This is a genomic window from Natronobacterium texcoconense, from assembly GCF_900104065.1.
GTDB classification, from domain to species: domain Archaea; phylum Halobacteriota; class Halobacteria; order Halobacteriales; family Natrialbaceae; genus Natronobacterium; species Natronobacterium texcoconense.
Window position 1 is genome coordinate 970,946 of sequence record NZ_FNLC01000001.1, and the last position, 15,959, is coordinate 986,904.

At 64.0% G+C, this 15,959-nt stretch carries 17 protein-coding genes; 10 read left to right on the forward strand and 7 right to left on the reverse strand.

Annotated features, from left to right (window positions below):
- Positions 1–75 precede the first annotated feature (75 nt).
- On the reverse strand, positions 76–849 hold the full coding sequence (locus BLR35_RS04930) for an ABC transporter permease (RefSeq protein WP_090378198.1): 774 nt from the start codon (positions 847–849) through the stop codon (positions 76–78).
- A complete protein-coding gene (locus BLR35_RS04935) occupies positions 846–1,823 on the reverse strand; it encodes an ABC transporter ATP-binding protein (RefSeq protein WP_090378201.1) in 978 nt (325 codons plus the stop codon). Before BLR35_RS04935 ends, BLR35_RS04930 begins: the two co-directional genes overlap by 4 nt.
- Positions 1,824–1,926: 103 nt before the next feature.
- Between BLR35_RS04935 and BLR35_RS04940 the strand changes: the two genes are divergently transcribed.
- The 7 genes from BLR35_RS04940 to BLR35_RS04970 all read left to right on the forward strand — a co-directional run bounded on the left by BLR35_RS04940 (position 1,927) and on the right by BLR35_RS04970 (position 8,920).
- The gene (locus tag BLR35_RS04940) at positions 1,927–2,883 is read left to right on the forward strand and encodes a TIGR03557 family F420-dependent LLM class oxidoreductase (RefSeq protein WP_090378205.1); all 957 of its coding nucleotides are present in this window, start codon (positions 1,927–1,929) and stop codon (positions 2,881–2,883) included.
- A gap of 76 nt (positions 2,884–2,959) precedes the next feature.
- Positions 2,960–3,529, forward strand: a complete 570-nt coding sequence (locus tag BLR35_RS04945; RefSeq protein WP_090378207.1) for a GrpB family protein — start codon at positions 2,960–2,962, stop codon at positions 3,527–3,529.
- Positions 3,530–3,609: 80 nt separating this feature from the next.
- On the forward strand, positions 3,610–4,503 hold the full coding sequence (locus BLR35_RS04950) for an ABC transporter ATP-binding protein (protein ID WP_090378210.1): 894 nt from the start codon (positions 3,610–3,612) through the stop codon (positions 4,501–4,503).
- A complete protein-coding gene (locus tag BLR35_RS04955) occupies positions 4,500–5,282 on the forward strand; it encodes an ABC transporter permease (protein ID WP_090378213.1) in 783 nt (260 codons plus the stop codon). The genes BLR35_RS04950 and BLR35_RS04955 overlap by 4 nt, the downstream gene beginning before the upstream one ends.
- Entirely contained in the window at positions 5,279–6,061 is a 783-nt protein-coding gene (locus tag BLR35_RS04960) for an ABC transporter permease (protein ID WP_090378216.1), read from the forward strand. Before BLR35_RS04955 ends, BLR35_RS04960 begins: the two co-directional genes overlap by 4 nt.
- A 70-nt stretch (positions 6,062–6,131) precedes the next feature.
- Complete coding sequence (locus BLR35_RS04965; RefSeq protein ID WP_170830965.1) at positions 6,132–7,106, forward strand: hypothetical protein; 975 nt, start codon at positions 6,132–6,134, stop codon at positions 7,104–7,106.
- 815 nt (positions 7,107–7,921) lie between these two features.
- Complete coding sequence (locus BLR35_RS04970) at positions 7,922–8,920, forward strand: aldo/keto reductase (protein WP_090378220.1); 999 nt, start codon at positions 7,922–7,924, stop codon at positions 8,918–8,920.
- Positions 8,921–9,002: 82 nt separating this feature from the next.
- Here the strand turns inward: BLR35_RS04970 and BLR35_RS04975 are convergent, their stop codons facing one another.
- The 4 genes from BLR35_RS04975 to BLR35_RS04990 all read right to left on the reverse strand — a co-directional run bounded on the left by BLR35_RS04975 (position 9,003) and on the right by BLR35_RS04990 (position 11,906).
- A complete protein-coding gene (locus tag BLR35_RS04975; RefSeq protein ID WP_090378222.1) occupies positions 9,003–9,197 on the reverse strand; it encodes a cold-shock protein in 195 nt (64 codons plus the stop codon).
- A gap of 205 nt (positions 9,198–9,402) precedes the next feature.
- Entirely contained in the window at positions 9,403–10,050 is a 648-nt protein-coding gene (locus tag BLR35_RS04980) for a thioredoxin domain-containing protein (protein WP_090378225.1), read from the reverse strand.
- Positions 10,051–10,096: 46 nt separating this feature from the next.
- Positions 10,097–11,533, reverse strand: coding sequence for a heme o synthase (locus tag BLR35_RS04985; RefSeq protein WP_090378227.1), 1,437 nt, complete (start codon positions 11,531–11,533; stop codon positions 10,097–10,099).
- A 79-nt stretch (positions 11,534–11,612) separates the two neighbouring features.
- Positions 11,613–11,906 (reverse strand): DUF7111 family protein, encoded by a 294-nt coding sequence (locus BLR35_RS04990; RefSeq protein WP_090378230.1) that lies wholly within the window; start codon positions 11,904–11,906, stop codon positions 11,613–11,615.
- Between the two features lie 100 nt (positions 11,907–12,006).
- Here BLR35_RS04990 and BLR35_RS04995 point away from each other — a divergent pair, with 100 nt between their 5' ends.
- Together BLR35_RS04995 and BLR35_RS05000 are read left to right on the forward strand one after the other, a co-directional pair.
- On the forward strand, positions 12,007–12,912 hold the full coding sequence (locus BLR35_RS04995; RefSeq protein WP_244510186.1) for a DUF3267 domain-containing protein: 906 nt from the start codon (positions 12,007–12,009) through the stop codon (positions 12,910–12,912).
- A gap of 32 nt (positions 12,913–12,944) precedes the next feature.
- Positions 12,945–13,247 (forward strand): PadR family transcriptional regulator, encoded by a 303-nt coding sequence (locus BLR35_RS05000; protein ID WP_090378236.1) that lies wholly within the window; start codon positions 12,945–12,947, stop codon positions 13,245–13,247.
- 14 nt (positions 13,248–13,261) lie between these two features.
- Here the strand turns inward: BLR35_RS05000 and BLR35_RS05005 are convergent, their stop codons facing one another.
- Positions 13,262–14,551 carry a methyl-accepting chemotaxis protein gene (locus BLR35_RS05005; RefSeq protein ID WP_244510187.1) on the reverse strand — a complete coding sequence of 430 codons (1,290 nt, stop codon included), beginning with the start codon at positions 14,549–14,551 and terminating at the stop codon, positions 13,262–13,264.
- Positions 14,552–14,900: 349 nt separating this feature from the next.
- On the opposite strand from BLR35_RS05005, the gene BLR35_RS05010 reads away from it, so the two are divergent.
- Complete coding sequence (locus tag BLR35_RS05010) at positions 14,901–15,947, forward strand: phytoene/squalene synthase family protein (RefSeq protein ID WP_090378241.1); 1,047 nt, start codon at positions 14,901–14,903, stop codon at positions 15,945–15,947.
- Positions 15,948–15,959 lie beyond the last annotated feature (12 nt).

Below are 15,959 nucleotides of genomic sequence, written 5' to 3' on the forward strand. Positions count from 1 at the left end.
CTGTAACGATGTACCGGCACAACCGCCGCCCGGGTCGCGGTTGCGGCGGAAATGACTTGCAGTAAACCGTACGAGTCAGTCAGTCCGAGGGATCGACCGCGCACCGAGCGCGAACGCGACGACCGCCAGGACGGTCAAGATTCCGAGGTTCGCGATCGTCGGATCGACGCCGGCCACGGCGGGCGTTCCGGCGTCGGGATAGGTCGCTGCCCGGACACCACGGGCGAAGTACGTCAGCGGCGAGAGATTGACGAGCGGTTCGAACCAGCCGGGCAGTTGCTCGAGCGTGACGAACGTGTCCGAGAGGAAGAGAAGCGGGAGCGCGATCGTGTTGCTGGCCGCGACAGCACCGTCACGCGAGTCGGTGTAACTGCCGAGCATCGCGCCGATCCCACAGAAACAGATCACGCCCACGAGGACGTACGGCACCAGCATCGCTGAGAAGACGATCTCTGCACCGGTCAGTGCGAGCACGAGCACGAGAATCAGCAGGCTCGCGATACTGATGATGACCGCGTTGACGACGGTCTGGGCCAGGAGCCACTCGCGTCTGGACAGCGGCGTCGTCGCGAGTTTCTCGAAGCGGTTCCCCTCGCGGTGGCGTGCGACCTCGCTTCCCATCCGGGACAGTGGCGTAAAGAGGACGACAGTAGCCAGGTAGCCCGGGACGTAGTAGGCTGCCGGCTCTGCGAACAACCCGCCACCCGTCGGATCCGTCCGAACGAGCGCGCCGAAGATGACGATCAGGATGACGGGGAAGAAGAACGTAAAGAAGACTGCCGTCCGCCGGCGGACGAACGACCGCCAGCCGGCGTCGGCTTCCGCTCGGACGCGTCCGAGCGTGCTCACGCCGTCTCACCCGCGGTCGCGGTCTCGGTAGGTGTTCGATCGTCGGCGCTTGTCGTCCGCTCCCGTTCCGCATCGTCGGCCAGTGCGAGGTAGACGTCCTCGAGGTCGGGTTCCGCCCACGTCAGTCCCGTATACTCGAGGTCACGGGCCTCGAGGTAGTCGACGACGGTACCGATCTCTGCGGGCGTGACGTCCCGGACGATGACGGCGTCCGTGTTCGTCGACCGGCGGCGCGTCGCTGCACGTTCGACGGGGTACTCGAGGTCCGCGAAGGCGTCGGGATCAGCGGTCGTCTCGATGGTGAGTCGGCTCGAGCCGCCGTGGGTGGCGACGAGTTCCTCGGGCGAGCCCTGGGCGACGATCTGTCCGTCCGCGAGCAGGCCGACGCGGTCGGCGAGGTGTTCGGCCTCGGCCATGTCGTGGGTGGTGAGGACGACCGTCGTCCCCTCGGCGGCGAGATCCTCGACGAGAGTCCAGATAGTCCGTCGACCGGCAGGATCGATGCCCGTCGTCGGCTCGTCCAGGAAGAGGACGTCGGGATCGTTGACCAGGATCGAGCCGACGCAGGCCCGTCGCTGCTGGCCGCCCGAAAGGTTCTCGTACCACGTATCGTCCGCGTCGGCGAGACCGACCGCGGCGAGGACGTCGTCGGGGTCGCGGGCGTCGTCGTACAGCCCCGCGTAGTAGTCGATCAGTTCGCGGGCGGTGAGTCTGTCCGGTGGCGAGAAGTCCTGTGGGAGTACACCGAGTCGATCTCGGTCGACCGCGCTCGGCTCCGTCCCGAGGACGCGTGCCGACCCCGCGTCGGGTTCGGTCGTCCCCGTCAGCGCACGGACGAGAGTCGTCTTCCCGGCACCGTTCGGACCGATCAGTCCGAACACCTCGCCCCGCTCGACGGTCAGTGACGCCCTCGCCAGTGCGACGGTCTCCCCGTAGGTCCGTTCGAGATCCGTCGCCTCGACCACGGCTTCCATACTGGCCGGTATCGGCCGACCGGGGGTAAGGGGTTCGGTTTCTGGCCAGTTCTTGCCCTCGCAGGCTCAACCGTTACCCCCCTGATCGTGATAGCTCTCCCGGATGACGAAACTCGGTTACACCCTCTCGAGCGAGGAACACGGCCCGAACCGACTGGTCGAGATCGCACAGCGTGCCGAGGAAGCAGGGTTCGACTTTCTCTCGATTTCGGATCACTTCCACCCGTGGGTGCCGGAACAGGGGGAGTCGCCGTTCGTCTGGTCGACCCTGGGGGCAATCGCACAGGCAACGGACGAAATCGAGGTCGGCGTCGGCGTCACCTGCCCGACGATCCGGATCCACCCGGTCAACGTCGCCCACGCCGTCGCGACCGTCGACGAGATGTTCGGCGACCGCTTCACGTTCGGCGTCGGCACCGGCGAGAACCTGAACGAACACGTCACTGGCGAACGCTGGCCGGAACACGACGTTCGACTCGAGATGCTAGACGAAGCGATGGAAGTCATGCGGGACCTGTGGACGGGTGAGACGGTCAGTCACCACGGCGAGCACTACACGGTCGAGAACGCACGCCTGTACACCTGTCCCGACGAACAGCCGACGACGATCGGCAGCGCCTTCGGGCCGCAGACGGCTGGGTGGGTCGCCGAGCGAACGGAGGGGCTGTGGTGTTCCGGGCCGAAGGAAGAGCCCGTCGAGGCCTACGAGGACGCCGGCGGCGACGGGCCCAGGTACACTCAGCTTCACGGCTGCTATGCCGAGACCGAAGAGGAAGCGGTCGAGACGGTCTACGAGATCTGGCCGAACGGCTCGGTCCCCGGCGAACTCGGCCAGGAGCTTCCAATGCCCGCTCACTTCAAGCAGGCCGCCCAGATGGTCGAAAAAGAGGACGTCGCCGAGTCCTCGACTTTGACCGCTTCCGATCCACAGGCCCACATCGACAGTTTCGAGCAGGCGATCGACGCTGGTTACGACCACGTCTACTTCCACCAGATCGGCGACGAGCAGGAACTGGCGATCGAGTTCTACGAGGAGGAAGTGTTGCCGTCGTTCCGGTAACCGAACTCGAGATACCGACGTACACCGTCTTTTCGCGGACAAAACTATCAAGTATTCGACGACCGTCCGCGAAACAATGGACATCGCGAACGACGATCCGATCGAACTCGTTCCGTCCAGATACGACGCGTGGCGCGAGCGGTTCGCCGCCGAACGCGATCGCGTGGAGACTGCGCTCGCCGATGCCGGCCTCGAGACCGCCGTCGAACGGATCGAACACGTCGGCTCGACCGCCGTTCCCGACCTCGCGGCGAAAGACATCGTCGACCTCGATATCGTGGTCCGAGACGACGCTGTCGCGGACATCTCGAGGGCGCTGGAGGCCGAACTCGGCGGCGAGCGCATCGAGAACTCCGAGGAGTGGCATCCCGTCTTTCGCCGCGAGAACGGCCAACGGTTCAACGACCACGTCTTCGCGGCCTCGAGCGACGGCTGGAAGGTGAGCGTCGTCACCCGCGACGTCCTCGCGAACTCGCCCGCGCTCCGCCGGGAGTACGAATCGCTGAAACGCGAACTGGCCGCCGACCACGACGATATCGTCGCCTACTCAGAGGGGAAGACGGCGTTTCTCGAGCGAGTGCTCGAGAGTGCGCACTCGGACGAGGATCTCTCGTTCGAATTCACGGTTCCGGTTCTGGAGCCGTAGCTCGAACGGGCCGTTAGGGTAGCGTTGACCGGTGTGACGACGACCTTGATTTTTGGGCCTCGCCGTGGTGGAGTGGATTCATGTCGACGATCAGGATAGCCGGTCTCACCAAGCGTTACGGTGACGTCGTCGCGAACGACGAGGTCACCTTCGACGTCGAATCTGGCGAGATATTCGGCTATCTCGGTCCGAACGGCGCAGGAAAGACGACCACCATCCGGCTGTTGCTCGGACTCATCAAACCGACCTCGGGCACTGCTGAACTGCTCGGCGCGGACGTTCGTGATCGACGGGCGCTCACCGAGGCGAAAGCGAACGTCGGCTACCTGCCGGACACGCTGGGATTCGAGGAGCGACTCACCGGCCGGCGGGCCCTCGACTACTTCGCCCGGATGCGCGGCGACGAACGCCGGGAAGAACTGCTGGAGCTGTTTACCCCGCCACTCGAGAAACCAATCGAGACGTACTCGGCGGGGAATCGACGGATGCTCGGCATCGTCCAGGCGTTCATGCACGACCCGGACCTCGTCATCCTGGACGAACCGACGTCCGGGCTGGATCCGCTCAAGCAGGACCGAATGCACGCCTTTCTCGAGGCAGAACGCGACGCCGGCAAGACGATCTTCTTCTCGTCACACGTCCTCAGCGAGGTCCAGCGCGTCTGCGATCGCGTGGGGATCATCCGGGAGGGGAAACTGGTCGCCTTAGAAGAGATCGACGACTTGCTGCAACGCGGCGGGAAGCAGGTCCGGGTGCAACTGGTGGAGTCGGTAGAAGCGGACGGGTTCGTTACACCGGAGATGATCGACGTCGAGACAGTCGACACGACGGTACGGTTCACCTACACCGGCGAGTCGGCCGAACTGCTCGAGCATCTCGTCCGGTACGAGGTCGAAGACGTCGACATCGGGGATCCCCAACTCGACGACATCTTCAAACACTACTACGGGGACGAGCCCGTGGAGGCAGGATGACGGCTATCTTGCGCGTCGAGTCGCGGAAACTGGTTCGGGGAACGGCACTCCTGACCGGGTTGCTCGTCGTGCTCTCGGCGTTTTTCTTCGTCGTCTTCCCGAGTATCCAGGAGGAGGCAGAGCTGTTCGAGGAGGTGTATCCGGAGTACTTGCTCAACCTCCTGGGAATCGAGGAACTCCATACGATCGAGGGGTTCGTCGGCGGCTACATCTTCCCGTTCATCTGGATCCTGCTGGCCGGGATCTACTTCGCCTACGTCAGTGCGGGCATGATCTCGCGTGACGTCCGTACCCGACGGATGGATCTCCTGCTCTCGAACCCGGTCTCTCGCGAGTCGGTCGTCCTCCAGAAGGTCGCCGCCCTCTGGGTCCCCCTGGTCGCGTTGACCGGCGGGATGGTAGCCGTGTTACTCGCCGGTGCAACCGTCCTCGGGGAACCGATCGATCCGATCGCACTCGCGATGGTCCACCTGCTCGGGATTCCCTACCTGCTGGTCTGTGCCGGGATCGGGATCCTCCTCTCGGTCGTCGTCGACCGCGTCGAAACTGCACAGGCCACGGCGCTGGTACTGGTGTTCGCGCTCTGGCTGGTCGACGGCCTCTCCCAGATGAACCCCGACTTCGAGTGGGTCGGCGAACTCACCCCGAGTCGGTACTACGATCCATCGGCGATCCTCGTCCACGAGGAGTACGCGCTCCTCGACGCCGCGATCCTCCTCGTGGCGTTTCTCGTCCTGCTGGGCGTCGCCGTCCTCGTCTTCGTACGGAGGGACATATGACGGCCATCCTCCGACTCGAGTCGAGAAAGCGCGTCCGAGGTTCGGTCCTCCTGGTCGTCGTGTTCGGCGTGCTGTCGGCGCTGTACTTCTCGATGTTTCCCGGCATCCAGGAGGAGATGGACGTCTTCGAGGAGGCGTTTCCGGACTACATGTTCGACATATTCGGGATCGAGGAACTTCACACGATCGAGGGGTTCATCGCCGCCGAGATCCACTCGTTCTTCTGGAGCCTCCTGCTCGCCATCTACTTCGCCTACGTCGGGGCCGGACTGATCGCGAGCGACGTCCAGGACCGGACGATGGACCTCACGCTCTCGAACCCGGTCTCTCGCGAGTCGGTCGTCCTCCAGAAGGTCGCCGCCCTCTGGGTCCCCCTGGTCGCGTTGAACGTCGGCGTTCCGATCATCGTCTACGTCGGCGCGCTCGGTATCGGCGAGTCGTTCGATCCCATCGCGCTCGCGATGGTCCACCTGCTCTCGATCCCCTACCTGCTGGTCTGTGCCGGAATCGGACTCGTGCTGTCCGTCGTCGTCGATCACGTGAGACGCGCCAGGGCGACGGCGCTGACCCTGGTGTTCGTCCTCTGGCTGGTCGACGGCGTCTCCCGGGTCGACCCGGACTACGAGTGGATCGGCGCGTTCACCCCGAGCCGGTACTACGAGGAGACGGACATCCTCGTCCACCAGGAGTACGCGTTCGCCGACGCCGCGCTCCTTCTGGTGGTCTTTCTCCTCTTGTTCGCCGTCGCGGTCGTCGTCTTCGTCCGCCGGGATATCTGACTGCCGAACGTTCACTGCGAGGTGAACGAAGGCAGGGGCTATTTCGGCGCCGGAAGCGTGCTACGGACGAATGACTCCGAGTCGACGGGAACTGCTCGCGATCGCAGGAACGACGGCGACGATGACGGCGGTCGGCGGCTGGCAGACCGTCGCTGCACAGGAGACAGACGACCTCCCGGAATACAGCCAGTGGCTCACCATCGACGACGACGGCCTCGAGTTCGTCTACGTCGACTGGGCGAACATCGGCGACGAGGTGATCACCGACCTCGAGGAGGCAGAACCGGACGAGGAGGTGCCGGAAGAGTACGAGGAGGATCCGATGGTCGCACCTGCCTCGGAAGGGCTGCTCGAGGCGTACTTCTTTCTCGGCGTCGACCTCGCTCAGTACAGGCTCGGCAGACTCCTCGACGCCGAGGGCGACTTCGAATCGACGGTCGAGGGACTGCTCCGGACGACCGACGCGTTCGTCGTCACCGGCGATATCCAGCCCGAGGAGATCGACGACCAGCTAACTGCCGAGGCGGAGATCGAGTTCTTCAGGCAACTCGAGCGGACCGACGAGATCGGCGAGTTCGACGTCTACACGCCGGTCGAAGGCAACGACGCCGCGGTCGCCGTCAGTACCGACGCACTCGTCGTCGCCAACGGGGAGGACGACGCACCGGAGGCGACCCTCGAGACGCTCGTGGACGCGTGGGAGGGCGACCTCGAGCAGGCGACCGAGGAGTCGGAGTCGTTCGCGTGGCTGCTCGAGACCGCCGGCGACGGCGACGTCGTGGTTGGCCAGTACGGGGACCGCGTCGCCGCCACCGACGACGCGCTGGTCGACATGGCGTTCGCCGAACTCGAGGACGCCGAAGGGATCGTCTCCTCGATTACTGCCGAGAACGAGGACACTGCGAGTGGGGAGTTCGCGGCGATAATAGACGGCCCGGACGAGGACGCACTCGGCGAACGACTCGGCGCGTCGGCCGACCAGCGGTCGATCACGATCGTGAACGATCAGGTCGTCGCGGCGGGAACCTGGCGCGAAGTGGAGTAACGGGTTCTGTTGAAACCCTCAGAATGTGATCGAAAAAGCCTGCTGAATCCAGAGAAAGGGCGCAGCACGGTCGTCTACTTTATGCCGCCCAGCCGACGTGCCGTACTATTGCCCCTGTTGTTCGCGTGCTCTGGTTCTTCCTTTCTCTCCGCCCTTCGCCTGGTCATCTGCCCTGCTTATGCCTTTGTCGCCCGGAATCGGATCTGGCTCCTGAGTGGGTTCAACGACCGTTACTGTTCCTCTAAGGGTTTCCCGTTGTGTTCCCCAAGGACACTTTTCGTAGACAACTACGCCTACCGTATATGTTCCCGCAGCAGTATACGTGTGTGTTGCCGTATCTCCTGCCCAAACCATGGGGGTAGAATCGCCCCAGTAGTACTCCTTGTCCGAATGTATGAAGCACTCGCGTGACGCTTCCGCGGTTACAGACGCCATCACTGGCTCACCGACGTTTGCTGTCTCGGGAGTGAGGGTCAGTGTCCCAGTCAATGCAGCAGCGCGCCCTGTAGTCAACGGGAGTCCGATTGCACTCCCCGCGACCACGAGGGTTCCTGCCCGCAAGACGTCTCGTCGTAAAACTCCCTGCTCTCTCACTGTAATCCCCGTACTCTTATACGATCTACAAACGGTTAAAGTGGGTGTAATTTTATATGATCGGTCGGTGATTGGACCGTACAGTTTGCGGACCTGTGGCGACGAAAACCGGAATTACGAACGCTGGCACCGAGCAAAGGCTTCGACCGAGCCGACGACAGCACCGTCGATCGATCACCGGTTCCCCATCCGTTTTGACGCTCGCAGGTGAACCCACGGCTATGGAGTACACGACACTTGGAAACACTGGCACGACCGTCTCGAGGCTCTGTTTCGGCACCTGGCGGTTCGGCAAGCGACACGGCGACACGGTCGAGACCGACCGCGAGGAGGCCCACGAGTTGCTCGACGCCTGCTGGGAGCAGGGGGTCAACTTCATCGACACCGCCAACGTCTACGGCGACCCCGACGGCACCAGCGAGGAGTGGATCGGCGAGTGGCTCGAGGATCACGACCGCGAGGACTTCGTCATCGCCTCGAAGGTCTACTTCCCGTTCGACGGCTGGGGCGAACCCGGGCCGAACGACTCCGGCCTCGGACGCAAGCACATTCGGGCACAGATCGAGGGCACGCTCGAGCGACTGGGGACGGACTACCTCGATCTCTACTACATCCATCGCTGGGACGACGACACGCCGATCCGCGAGACGATGTCCGTGCTGACGGAACTCGTCCGCGAGGGGAAGGTCAACTACCTCGGTGCGAGTACGATGGCCGCCTGGAAACTCACGAAGGCGCTGTGGACCAGCGACGTGGAGGGCCTCGAGCGGTTCGACGTCACTCAGCCGATGGTCAACGCCGCTCACTACGACGCGGTCGGCGACTATCTCGACGTCTGCGCCGATCAGGATCTGGCGGTCTGTCCGTACTCGCCGCTCGCGGGCGGCTTCCTGACCGGGAAATACGACCGCGCAGAGGACGGCACCGTCGAGGCACCCGACGGGTCCCGGGGGACACTCACCGAAACGTTCGGCGACCGCTACGCGACCGATCGGGCGTGGGACGTCCTCGAGGCCGTCGAGGGGGTCGCCGACGAGGTCGACGCGACGCCAGCCCAGGTGTCGCTGCGGTGGCTGATGGAACAGGATCGCTTTACCTGCGTCCCGATCGTCGGTGCGCGGTCGACCGATCAACTCGAGGAGAACGTCGGTGCGGTAGAGATCGATCTCACGGACGGGCAGTTCGAGCGGATCGACGAGGCTCGCGCTGGCGAACAGTAGAACGTCGATAGAACTGCGCCATCGCTCTCGAGTCGCGTAGTTACACTCGCAAGAAACGAAAACCGGTCAGTCGTTCAGCCGTCTACAGACGGGTGACGTTGGTTGCCCGGGGGCCCTTGGGGGCCTGTTCGATGTCGAATTCGATGTCTGTGCCTTCTTCGAGGTCCGGACCGCCAACGTCTTCCATGTGGAAGAAAACGTCATCGTCCGCGTCGTCCGTCGAAATGAAACCGTAACCGCCTGTGTCGTTGAAGAAATCAACGTTGCCTTCTGCCATTGCTTCTGAACACAGACGAGCCACCCATATAACAGTGGCGATATAATTATCCAGTCGGCACCGTTACACACGATTAGAGAATAAGGACCTTAGACGTGTATAGGGCGTATCTAAAGAAATCTATGAGTAGACATCTATCTGAGAAATCGATTCTCGGCACGGCGAGAATTCGGAATCGGCGCCGTCGGGCTACAACGTTGCCTGCCTATGCTGACTCGATACTCGAGACCACCGCGTCGGAATCGAGCGGATCATCGACGATCGTCCCGTCGACGATGACCGTCGGTGTCCCTTCGACACCGGCTTCCTCGCCACGTTCGCGGTCGGCGACGATCGTCGGGTAGTAGGTCTCGTCTTCGAGTGCGCTCGAGACGACGTCGGGATCGACGTCGACGACGCCGGCCAACTCCGCGAGCGCGTCGTCGCTCCAGTCGTCGCTGGCGATCACTGCAGACTTGTAGCCGAAGAACTGGCCGTTCGGGTCGTCCTCGCCGTCGTGGGTTTCGGACTGGACTGCTCGAGCGGCGTTTGCCATCCCGACCGACTCGTCGGCCGCGCCGACGGGGAAGTCGTAGTGGCGATACGAAATCTCGTCCGACTCGATATACTCCTCCGCGAGCACGGGGAAGACTTCGGCCTGGAACTGGTGACAGGCGGGACAGCCCAGGTCCTCGTAGACGTCGACCGTGACGTCGCCGTCGCCGAGCGTCGGGACGGGGAGCTGGCGGTCCGGTTGGACTTCGTCGAGATCCTCGAGAGCGGACGATTGCAGGGCGTTACAGCCGGCGAGAGAGACGGTTAGAGCGGTTCCAGTTCCGGCAGCGACGGTCGTCAGGAACGAACGGCGGTTCATGCCCGGACGTAGTCGCTGGTCGCGGTTAGGCGTTCGGAACAACAGTCTACAGTACCAGCGCGTCGACGACGACGGCCACGAGGACGGCCCCGAGGAAGGCGTTCGACGCGTGGAACGACCGGAACGCTGCGCGCTCGGTCTGCTCGAAGTGGAGGGAAACGGCGGTCCAGAGGAAGATGCCGCCGAAGATCACGACTGCGGCTGCGTACAGCGCGCCGAGGCCGGTAATCCAGGCGAGTACGACCGTCGAGACCAGCGTCGCGGCGATGTAGTAGACGATGTGTTTCCGGGTGACGGTCTCGCCGCGGACGACCGGCATCATCGGGAAGCCGCCGCGAGCGTAGTCGTCGCGGTAAGCCAGCGCGAGGTTGTAGAAGTGTGCCGGCGTCCACAGGAAGATGACGCCCGCGAGCGCGAGCGCCGGTAGGCCGATCTCGTTCGTGACGGCAGCCCAGCCGATCAGCGCCGGGAGCGCACCTGCGGCGCCGCCGATGACCGTGTTCTGGACCGTGTTGGGCTTGAGCAACAGCGTGTAGACGACGCTGTAAAACAGGATCGCGGCCAGCCCGAGCGCGGCCGCGAGCGCGTTGATCGTCAGGAAGACGGCGATCGACGCGACCGTCAGGAGGCCGCCGAACGCGAGCGCGTTCCGGACCGGAATCAGATCCGTCGCAAGCGGTCGGTCGGACGTCCGGGACATCCGCCGGTCGACGTCGCGCTCTAAGACGTGGTTGAACGTTCCGGAGGCACCGATCGCGAGGACGCCGCCGCCGAGCGTGGCGACGATCGTGTAGGCGTCGAGTGCGGGGCCGGCAGCCAGTGCCATCCCCGCGGCGGCGACGAGACAGAGCAGCCACATCAGGCGTGGCTTCATCATCTTGAAGTAGGCGAAGGCGGTGAGCCGTACGCGAGCGAGCCGACTCGAGGGGAGCGTCCGTTCGACTCCAGCGGTCGGCTCCGCCGGTTCCGGTGCGGGTTCGGGTGCCTCGATGGTGTCGTCGTCGGTGCCCGTCGCGGCCTCGAGATCCCAGGCCAGTGCGAGGACGATCGTCGAGAAGACGAGGACGCCGAGCGCGAGGTGCAGTCCCGGCACGATCGCAGCGGATCCGAGCGTCGCGACGGCTGCGCCGACGCCGACCTGAACGAGGTAAAGGGCAGCGGCGACGAGGAGCGTCGCTCGAACGCGTCCCGGCAGTTCACCGAGGACGGCGGCGACTGTGGTCGCAGCGACCAGTAGGCCGACGAGGACGGCGGCGATGCGGTGGCCCCAGGCGATCACCAGTTCGGTCTGACTCAGCGGATCCGTCGGTGCGTGACAGCCCGGCCACGTCGAACACGCTGCGGCCGCGTCCGTCAGCGACGTCGTCGCGCCGACGATAAGCAGGAGGTAGACGCCGAGCGCGGTCGCTGCGAGCAGTGCCGAAAAGCGTCGTCTGGTTCCGATCGGGCGAGGAAAGGCCCCGGATTCGGTTGCTGTCACCACGGCTATTCTCGTCTGAACCTTCGACTCCGCGTATTTATGATTCCCGCTTTTTCCCGTTAGCGTCGGCGAACGATACGGTTCACATTCCCATATCGTCGGCGGCCGACGGCACCGGAAGCGCGGTCGGCGAGACGCCCAGCAGTTCCCCGGCGTGATCCAGCGCCATGTCGAACCCGTAGTAACGCTCGAGTTCGTCGCCCTCCGGTGTCGACCGAACCTTCAACATTGCGTATCCCTCGCGGTTCTGGGCGATGGTGGCGGTTCCGCCGTGTCCGTCCGCGCGCTCGAACGTGAGCAGCCGTTCGCTCTCGGTTTCGTCGTAGGTCGCGACGACGTCGTCCGTCGTCGCCGTGCGTTCGTCACCCTCGGTCATGGGAGACACTCCCGGCGCGACGACCGGGAAACTATCGGTTCCGGTCGGCGACCTGTCGCGAACCGATACCGATTTTTCACCTCGGTCGGGAGTAGGTGTCGTGACCGAGACGACGGCAACGACGTCGCGTCGGCCGCTCGCGACGTTCCGACTGACTCGGCAGGTCGCACTCGCCTGGATCGTCGTCGCCGTCGTCGGCTTCTTCGCGTTCGCCTACGCCTTCGGGCACGTACTCGCGGCGTTCCGGGGCGTCCCGCTCGAGCCGATCGTCCTGGGCCCGTCGCCGCCACCGGCCGCAGCCGCGTGGGGTCTCGTCTCGCTGGCACTGGTCGCACTGGTCGTCGTCGCCCACGAGTGGCTTCACGGGCTCTTCATGGCCCGATACGGCGGTTCGCCGACGTTCGGCGTCGGCAGTTCGTACTTCCTCTTTCCGTACGCCTACGCCGAAACCGAGGTGACGAGCTACACCCGTACCGAGATGCTGGTCGTCCTGCTTGCCCCCTTCGTCGGGATCACGTCGGGAGGGCTGGTTTTGCTTGCAGTCTACCCGTCGCCGATACTCGTCGTGGCACTGGCTGCGAACGCCGCAGGGTCGATCGGCGACCTCTGGATGGCCGCGGCGCTGTTGCAGTATCCGCGAGACGTCCGCGTGGCCGGCCTCCCGGACGAGGCCGCCCAGGGGTTTGCGGTCTACGGACCAGCGACGAGCGAGACACCTCGAGTGGAGCGTCCCGGACAGCCAGTCCTTTCGAGCGTCGTCGTCGGCACAGTCGGGACGTTCGCGCTGCTCGCGAGCGGACTGCTCGTCGGCGTCCTCGGTTCGCTCGCGTTTGGTTCCGGAACGGTTTTCGTCGGTGAGGGGAGCTGGTTGCTCTTCCGTCACGAGCGACAGTCCGACGGCAGCGTCCACCTCGAGCTCGGGGCCACGCTCGTGCTCGTGCTGTCGATGGCTGGCGGCGTCCTCTGGGCTGGTCTGCAGCGCGTCCGCGGGACGCTCGAACCGTAACGTTCGAGCGACCGCCCGCCCGAAACCGACGCATGAGCAAGTGGTTACAGAGCGGCCGCCGCCGCGACGTCTGCTTCCTCCTCGCTGCCGAGGGCGAAGACGGTCACCTACGCGGCCAGCAACTCAAGTCTCGCCTCGAGTCACACTACGACGAGCGCCTCGAGCCGAAGGCGTTCTACGGCTCGCTGTCGGCGCTGGTCGAGGCGGGGTTCGTCGAGAAACGGACCGAAGGGATACACGACGTCTACGCGCTGACCGAGGGCGGACGGCGGCGAGTTCGCGAGCACTACGAGTGGGTTAGCGAGTGTTGTGAGGGTGGTGATTCGGCGGAGTAGGCGTCTGAGACGTTTCAGTCCTCGAGAACGGCCGAAATATCTCGCTCGAGTTCTTCGATCCGGTCGTCGATCGTCTCGACTTTCGAGGACTGTTCCTCGGCTGCAGCGGCGACGTCGGCGACTGATTCCGACACCTCTTCGCTCTGGTCGACGATCGCGTCGACCGTGCTCGCGATCTCTTCGGCGCTCGAGGCCTGATCGTCGGTCGCACTCGCGATTTCGTCGATGCCGCTCGAGACGTCGGCGGTTGCTGCCGCGATCGCTTCCTGATCGTCGACGACGGTCTCGACGCGGTCGACGGCGGCTTTCGTCCGGTCGTTCGCGGTTTCGACGGCATCGGCCGTATCGTCGACGTTGTCGAGGAGCTGGTCGACGATCGCTTCGATCTCCGCGACTTCGTTCTGGGCTCGCTCGGCGAGCGATTTGACTTCGCTGGCCACGACTGCGAACCCCTCGCCGTCACCGCCGGCACGTGCGGCCTCGATCGAGGCGTTCAGCGCGAGCAGGTTCGTCTGGTCGGCGACGTCGTTTATCACGTCGACGACCTCCTCGATCTCGTCGACGTGATCGCGCAGTTCCTCGCTGCGTTCGCCGACCGTCCGCCCAGCAGTTGCGACCTCGTCCATGATCTCGTAGAGTTCCTTCCCGGACTCGCGGGAGCGTTCGGCCAGTCGCTCGGCTTCCTGGCTCCGGTTGCTGATCTCGTCGGCACTCGAGGCGATCTCCTCGATCGTCGCGCTGAACGACGATACCTCCGACTGGATCTCGCTGACGCTGTCGGTCTGGTCCTGGGCGTAATCGCTGATCGTACTCGAGCGGTCGGCGACGTCTGCGGTCGTCGTCCGGAGGTCTTCGACTGCGCTCTCGACGTCTTCGGACATCTGCTGTTGGAGGTTCCGGATCGCCTCGCGCTGTTCGACGAGTTCGGTAACCGAGACGAGGATTTCGACCCCACCGGCGACGTCGCCGTCTCGATCGGTGATCGGGACGGCCATCGCCCGGGCGTGGATCGTCTCGCCGTCCGCGTTGGCCGCCGTCCGGATCGACTCCTCGCGAATGACCTCGCCGGTCCGGATCGACGTCTCGACGAGCGTCTCCGACTCGCCTTCGGTCTGGAAAATTTCGTACGCTGGCGTGCCGACGGCCGAACTGCGTTCGTAGCCGGTAAGCGCTTCGGCGCCCTCGTTCCACAGCGTGACCGTGCCGTCGACGTCGACGGCGAACGCTGGCTCCGGAAACAGTTCGATGAAGGCGGCAAACGACTCCCGCCAGAACGCAGCGTGATCCGTCTCGCCTTCGGGCACAGTCGAATCAGCAAATCTAGATTTCTGGGCTCCCATTATCCGTTAGGTGCCCGTACAGACGAACACGAAATAGCAGTTTTGGCCTACGTATAGCTTCACGTAACCTTTTTCTGTCGTTACAATCCTGGTTTCCTGCTACTATATTTCTGTTTCATATCTGAACTTATTATGGATTTTTGACTCTATTCTGTGGCGCCTGTTACGGCGAGAGAGTGGTTATTTTCGATACCAGTATGTCTGGTCGGAAGGTGTTCCGAGAGTCTGTGAGAGAAGGGTGTGTCACTGCCGGTCCGAAACCGGCCGGGACCGCGGCGTTTTTCCGGGATGCGCTCAAAACTACTCCGAGTAGATGACCTCCGGCCAGCCCGAATACGAAACTGACGCCGATCTAGAGTGGTGTTACGACGCGGTACACGGCGTTTCGCGGACTTTTTCGATCACTATCGATCGACTCGAGGAACCGATGGCGAGACACATCTGTCTCGGTTACTTACTCTGTAGGGTCGCAGACACGATCGAAGATGCGGGACATATCCCGCCGGAGACCCAGACCGAGTTACTCGTCGAGTACGATCGACTGCTCGATCCGGAGACCGACGCGTCGGTCTCGGCGTTCATGGACGAGGTCGAACCCTGGATCCCCGACGACCCTAACGACGACTGGAAGGTCGTCGCTGAGACGCCTCGCGTGTTGCGAACGTTCGAATCTCTGGACGAAGAACCCCGCGAGATCATGCGCGAACCCGTCCGGGAACTCGTCGACGGGATGGCCATGTTCACCGACCGGTACGCCGACGAAGGCGGCCTTCGACTGCAGACCCTCGAGGAACTCGAGGAGTACTGCTGGTACGCTGCCGGAACGGTCGGCACTCTCATCACCGGGCTGGTCGCACGCGGTGCTTCGGAGGAGCGAGCGCGGGAGATGCGGGACAACGCCCGATCGTTCGCGCTCCTGTTGCAACTGGTCAACATCGCCAAGGACGTCGAGAACGATTACCACGAGGAGAACAACGTCTACCTGCCCGCCGAGTGGCTCGAGGAGGAAAACGTCCCCGTCGATGCGGTCACCGACGAGGAAAACCACGGCGCCGTCACGAACGTCATCCAGCGGGTCACCAGCCGTGCCGAGACCTACGTCGACGACGCACACCGCTATCTCGAGGTCGTCCCGGAACGACACGGGAACCGGCTTTCGGCGTGGGCGATCCCGTACCTGCTCGCGGTCGGAACGATGCGCGAACTGCGGGAACGGCCCGAAGACGTCGTCCAGGAGGGCGACGTGAAGGTGCCCCGTGCGGAAGTGTACGCGCTGATCCAGCAGTTCGAGGACGACATCTCGCGCTCCCGGCTGGAGGATCTCCGCCAGAAGATGGCCGAAGAGCCGCTTCACCGGTAATCTCTCTTCTAT